The organism is Nostoc sp. 'Peltigera membranacea cyanobiont' 232, from assembly GCF_002245985.1.
Classification (GTDB): domain Bacteria; phylum Cyanobacteriota; class Cyanobacteriia; order Cyanobacteriales; family Nostocaceae; genus Nostoc.
The window spans coordinates 1-2,371 of the sequence record NZ_NOLK01000347.1; the positions used below are offsets into that span (position 1 = coordinate 1).

The 2,371-nt window shown below is 38.9% G+C and carries 2 protein-coding genes; one reads left to right on the forward strand and one right to left on the reverse strand.

Annotated features, from left to right (window positions below; all coding sequences use genetic code 11):
• Positions 1-412: 412 nt before the first annotated feature.
• Positions 413-583 carry a hypothetical protein gene (locus CDG79_RS43285; RefSeq protein WP_189525321.1) on the reverse strand — a complete coding sequence of 57 codons (171 nt, stop codon included), beginning with the start codon at positions 581-583 and terminating at the stop codon, positions 413-415.
• Between the two features lie 294 nt (positions 584-877).
• Here CDG79_RS43285 and CDG79_RS40170 point away from each other — a divergent pair.
• A protein-coding gene (locus CDG79_RS40170) for an ISKra4 family transposase (protein WP_094347002.1) occupies positions 878-1,944 on the forward strand; the annotation gives its coding sequence in 2 pieces (ribosomal slippage) (positions 878-1,034 and positions 1,034-1,944; 1,068 coding nt in all).
• The last annotated feature ends 427 nt before the right edge of the window (positions 1,945-2,371 follow it).

Here is a 2,371-nt window from a genome sequence, read left to right on the forward strand (position 1 = left end):
TCGCCAAAAGTCTCGGCGAGCCGCTATGAATGATCAGTATATGCTTTCCGTTTTGACGGCGGCTTTCTCAAACTTAACTCTCTGCTAGAATCCAACTGTCAATAGAGTTTGAGATGCGCTAACCCTGGGGATACTTCCCTTTATTCCCCATGTCGAAGTGAGCGATCGCCTCATCACCGGACAAAATCCTCAATCTGCCAAAGCAGTTGCAAAGGCATTAGTCAAATCTCTATCCCAGCACGCAATACCAACTCGAAATTAAGCTTTTTGGGTGCTTACGCTATCTTGCTAACAAAACCTAACCTTGAAAAACTTTTGTGCAATTTTAATCGGGGCAAAATTATGGCATCTCGCGCGCCGCTCGCTCTATAACCAGATATAAAATACGATCAGGTTATGTGATTTATTTGTCTTATTCAGCACATTTATCACTATCAATGTTATTCTGATTTGATTTCTGGTCATCAGAGATTGCGCTAGGTTGATTGTTGCTGCTATCTCGTGTCTGCAATGAGGTGATGTCTACTGATGCAGTGCGAAAGCTGCTTGGGCGACTGGCAGCACAGGCTGGACTTGATATCAAAGTTCACTGTCATTTTGACTGTAGGAGCCATTCAGTTTATAGGTTTTTCAAGCAGTTGAGTCTGAAGTCTGACTCTAGCAAAAATCGCCATGCCAATACACACCCCTGACACACCAGCGCCAAGTCCTATACAGATATTGTGTGGTAAATTCATAACTTGTTTAGATTATTTTTCTTAAGCACCTGGGTATCTCAAGCGTGAAGATACCCTTTTATCTAGGGAGCATCCACTTTTGGAAGATTTATCATTTATGGGAAAATATAAAGGGAAATAACCCTGTGCGATCGCTGACAATGAACCAAGAGAAACAAGAACGGATCAAAGCCTGCTTAAAAGAATTGTCAATACTACTGTATGAAGAAGCAGACAAAAGTAAGCTGACAGACCTTGAAGGCATAGAAAAAACGGTTCGTAGTCAAGTATTAGAACTAGTCAGCCCAGAAATAGCCCTTTTTTTATTGAACAAAAAACAGGAACAAAAGTAGGTAAAACCAGGAAAATAAAAAGCCTAGTAGGAGAATTGACTCTTAAAGCTAAACAGATACAGAGACTGGGTTTGAAGCCAAGGAGTCGATTAAGTCCATTGCTTCAAAAGTGCTGTTTGAGGCTATCAGCTAATGAATCATACCAAAAAGCAGAGATCGAGATTGAGGCATTGACAGGAGTAAAAGTGAGTCACTCAACGCAACAACAACTAGTGCTGTCACAAGATTTTCAATTACCACTTGCTAAACAATCAGTTTCAGAAGTCAGCGTAGATGGAGGAAAAGTCCGACTCAGGGGTAAACCGAAAGCAGGCTGTTACTGGCGAGACTATAAAACCGTTCGTCTGCAAGGGATTTACTATGGTGCGTTTTTTGATGATAACCAATCATTAATTGATTACGTTAATAGCCAATCTTTGGTAAATCCACTTGTTTGCCTGGGAGATGGCCATGATGGAGTTTGGAATTTAGTTAAAGAGTTTGGAACTGAAAAATTTGAACGTTTGGAAATTTTAGATTGGTATCACCTTAAGGAGAATCTTTATAAAATTGGTGGTTCTTTAAAGCGTCTCAAAGCTGCTGAGAGTTTATTGTGGCAAGGTCAGATAGAGCCAATTCAGGCTTTATTTAATAATTGTCGAGGCAAACAAGTTAAGAAATTTATCGCTTATCTCGAAAAACATCGCACTCGCATTATTAATTACAGCTATTACCAAGCTGAACAACTGTGTTCTATTGGTTCTGGAGCTGTCGAATCTGCTATTAAACAGATTGGAGCAAGGATTAAAATATCCGGCGCACAATGGAATATTGAAAGTGTCAACCAAATTCTTTCTGTTCGTTGTGCTTATCTAAATGGTTTACTTGCTATTTGAGCCTTTCTGCCAAAACTGGATGCTCCCTTTATCTATTTAGATAAATACTCGCCTAATTGATTTTTAAAAGCATTCAATTTTGACTTAGATTCAATTTTTTTCTTAAAAAAGATTATGAACTCTACAACGAACTACAACCGCGCGATCAAAAAAACCATTGTACAAAGCTATAGGACTACTCTTCCGAGTCAGGGAAACTAATAAAGCCTCTGGAATAGGTGGTGAGATGATAAGGAGAACTTAAAGATAAGTGAAAGGCAGGTAATCCCACTTGATAAAAATGAACAAACCTCTGGTGGCTAATAGTTGCATATCAGATTGACGAAGAGATGACAAAATCATGACGAAAGTGTGACGAGATTCATGAGGCTGTGAAACACGAAAAGTAACAAATTATTGACTTGTTGTATATAAAATTAATAACATT